Source organism: Secundilactobacillus folii (assembly GCF_009720675.1).
Classification (GTDB): domain Bacteria; phylum Bacillota; class Bacilli; order Lactobacillales; family Lactobacillaceae; genus Secundilactobacillus; species Secundilactobacillus folii.
Window position 1 is genome coordinate 1 of the sequence record NZ_WNJO01000030.1, and the last position, 3,424, is coordinate 3,424.

Here is a 3,424-nt window from a genome sequence, read left to right on the forward strand (position 1 = left end):
GTTTTAACAAAGTTGACAAGCCATTGGAGTAGCTCTTATACTATACATAGATTATCGTCTATGTAATGGAAGGAGAAAAAATGGATTATCAAAATTACGTTCAAATGCTAAAAGCAATGGCTGACCCGAACCGCCTAAAAATCATTGATCTGCTTTCATGTGGATCACTTTGTGCTTGTGATATCCTCCAGCATTTTGATTTTTCTCAACCCACTTTGTCTCATCATATGAAGGTTTTGCAAAATGCAGGTATTGTGTTTGCGGTAAAGGATGGGAAATGGCAACACTATTCCCTACAAAAAAGGTTTGTCCAAGAGTTTAAACAGAATACCGACCAACTGTTAGCCGCTGATGAGCACTGCCTTTGCCAACGGTCTGATCGTGAAAAAGATGTTGCCAATTAAGTTTTTTAAGTAATACATAGACGCGTGTCTATGTAAGGAGCTGAAAAATGATGGAAAAGTATTCGCCACAAGAGATTAATTTAACCAAGTACCTATTTTTTACCGGCAAGGGTGGGGTTGGCAAAACCACGGTTGCCAGTGCCACTGCAATTAGCTTAGCTGATGCTGGTCACCGAGTTATGATCGTTTCCACTGATCCAGCTAGTAACTTGCAGGACGTTTTTAAAGTTAGTTTAACCAATCAGCCAAAGCCGATTCCAAACATTTCCGGTTTGTTTGCTGCCAACTTTGATCCGGTCATTGCTGCGAACGAGTATCGCGAGCAGGTTATTCAACCTTATCGAGGCGTGTTGCCCAAAGAAGCCATTCAGAATATGGCTGAACAATTATCAGGCTCGTGTACGGTTGAAATTGCTGCATTTGATGAATTTGCCAACTTTCTAACTAGTTCCAAGATTAATCAGCAATTTGACTATATTATTTTTGATACCGCGCCGACCGGCCATACCTTAAGAATGCTGCAATTGCCTTCTGCTTGGAGTAATTACCTGGATAAGAATGATCGTGGTGCATCCTGTCTCGGCCAACTAGCTGGCTTAAATGATAAGAAAGCTATGTATCAAAAAGCGGTTGAAACTTTAGGCAATCCTCAAGCGACGACTTTGTTTTTAGTTACCCGACCACAAAAAGGCGCCCTTCTGGAGGCACAACGCGCTTCACATGAGTTGGCAGCCTTAAACATTAATAACCAGCAACTAATCATTAACGGTATCTTAAATCAGCCAACCGACGCAGTTTCTCAGACTATTTTTAAACAACAGCAAGCTGATTTGCAGAATATGCCAGTCACTTTAGACCAGCTACCCAAGTTAGCAATCCCATTGCGAGCATACAACGTATTGGGATTAGCTAATTTACGACTACTATTGAAAGACCAGCAGCCGCAAATCACTGAGGAACCGGTTACTGCTAGTCACTTTCCTGATCTGGATGTTGTCGTGAAGAATTTAGTGCAGTCAAATAAAAAAATTATCTTCACCATGGGCAAAGGTGGCGTTGGTAAAACAACCGTTGCCGTTCAAATTGCCCAAAAGATAGCTGCTCAACACAAAACCGTGCACTTGGCTACCACTGACCCAGCTGATCATTTGAAATACTTCAAAATCACAAGTCCGCTGATCAAGGTGAGCCATATTGATGAGAAAAAGTCTTTAAAAGAATATCAAAACGAAGTTCTCACTACTGCTAAAAAGACCATGAAGTCTAATGATGTTGATTATGTCGCTGAAGATTTGCGTTCACCATGTACTCAAGAAATTGCTGTCTTCCGAGCTTTTGCTGAGTTAGTCGCCCAAAATGATAGTGACGTCGTTGTGGTTGATACGGCTCCGACTGGTCATACACTCTTACTGTTAAACTCGACCCAAAGCTATGCTCAAGAAGTTGCCCATACCTCCGGCAGCGTCCCACAAGCAGTCGTTAATCTGTTACCAAGACTACAAGATCCTAAGCAAACTGAAATTGTTATGGTAACGCTACCAGAAGCCACGCCGGTTTATGAATCAATGCGGTTAGATGACGATTTGAAGCGAGCCAGTCTAGCTCATACTTGGTGGGTGGTCAACCAAAGTATGTTGGCAACTCAAACCACTGATCCATGTTTGCTGGCTCGAGTGCAAAGCGAAGTTAAATGGATTGATCAGGTAAAAGAGCTTTCGAATAATCATTTTGCTGTTATGCAATGGCAACCAAATTACGAAAAAACGCTTTTAACGGTTTAATTAATTAAAGGAAAAAAAATAATTAATCAGTTTAGGAGGTATCATGCAAGTCTTTTTTGCCGTTGGAATTTTCTTACTCACATTATTATTCGTTATCTGGCAACCTAGAGGATTATCAATTGGATGGACAGCCGTTGGTGGTGCAATTTTAGCATTATTGTTTGGCGTGGTGAGTTTTAAAGATGTTGGAACAGTTACCGGAATTGTCTGGAATGCCACCTTATCTTTCGTGGCTATTATTCTGATTTCACTCATTTTAGATCAAATCGGATTTTTTGAATGGGCCGCCTTACACATGGCTCGCTGGGCAAACGGTCACGGTATTCGCATGTTTATTTTGGTGACCACCTTAGGCGCCGTCGTTGCTGCCCTTTTTGCTAATGATGGGGCTGCTCTGATTCTTACCCCCATTGTTTTAGCAATGGTTCGTGCCTTACACTTTGATGAAAAGCAAGTTTTCCCTTTTATTATTGCCAGTGGCTTTATTGCCGATACCACTTCTTTACCAATGATTGTTAGTAACTTGGTAAATATTGTCTCTGCAGACTTTTTTGGAATTTCCTTTTCAGCGTATGCGTTAAGAATGTGGATTCCTGATCTATTTTCGCTGTTAGGTAGTATTGGTATCCTGTATCTTTACTTTCGAAAAGCATTGCCACGAAAATTTGATGCCACTCAGGTTGCGGAACCCAGTTCTGCACTAAAAGATCAGCGACTTTTCAAGTTTTCATGGGTCGTCTTAATCCTCCTATTGATTGGTTACTTTAGTAGCGGTTTCTTAGGAATCCCCGTCTCCTTTATCGCACTGAGTATTGCGGCTATTTTTCTGATAGTTGGTCAAAGAAGTTCTCATGTTAATGCGATGGCAGCGATTAAAGGAGCTCCTTGGAACATTGTCTTTTTCTCAATCGGTATGTATGTCGTAGTCTACGGCCTTCAGAACGTTGGTCTAACAACATTATTATCAGGTGTCATTACCGAAATCGCAAAAGGTGGTCGGTTTGCTGCCACAATGGGCATGGGCTACTTAGCAGCACTTTTATCGTCATTAATGAATAACATGCCGACCGTCATGATTAATGCACTATCAATCAAAGGCGCTGACGTTTCAGGGCTCATCCATCATACGTTAGTGTACGCAAACATAATCGGCTCAGATTTGGGACCTAAGATTACCCCAATTGGCTCTTTGGCTACATTAGTCTGGCTACATGTGTTAGCTCAAAAGGGAGTTAAAAT

At 41.5% G+C, this 3,424-nt stretch carries 3 protein-coding genes; all 3 read left to right on the forward strand.

Annotation, left to right across the window (positions count from 1 at the left end):
• The first annotated feature begins 80 nt into the window (after positions 1-80).
• Positions 81-404 carry an ArsR/SmtB family transcription factor gene (locus GM612_RS12125; RefSeq protein ID WP_065904076.1) on the forward strand — a complete coding sequence of 108 codons (324 nt, stop codon included), beginning with the start codon at positions 81-83 and terminating at the stop codon, positions 402-404.
• A 50-nt stretch (positions 405-454) separates the two neighbouring features.
• Complete coding sequence (gene arsA, locus GM612_RS12130; protein WP_173021286.1) at positions 455-2,185, forward strand: arsenical pump-driving ATPase; 1,731 nt, start codon at positions 455-457, stop codon at positions 2,183-2,185.
• Positions 2,186-2,228: 43 nt separating this feature from the next.
• Positions 2,229-3,424: arsenic transporter (locus GM612_RS12135; RefSeq protein ID WP_107707051.1), on the forward strand; the 1,196-nt coding region annotated here is incomplete at its 3' end.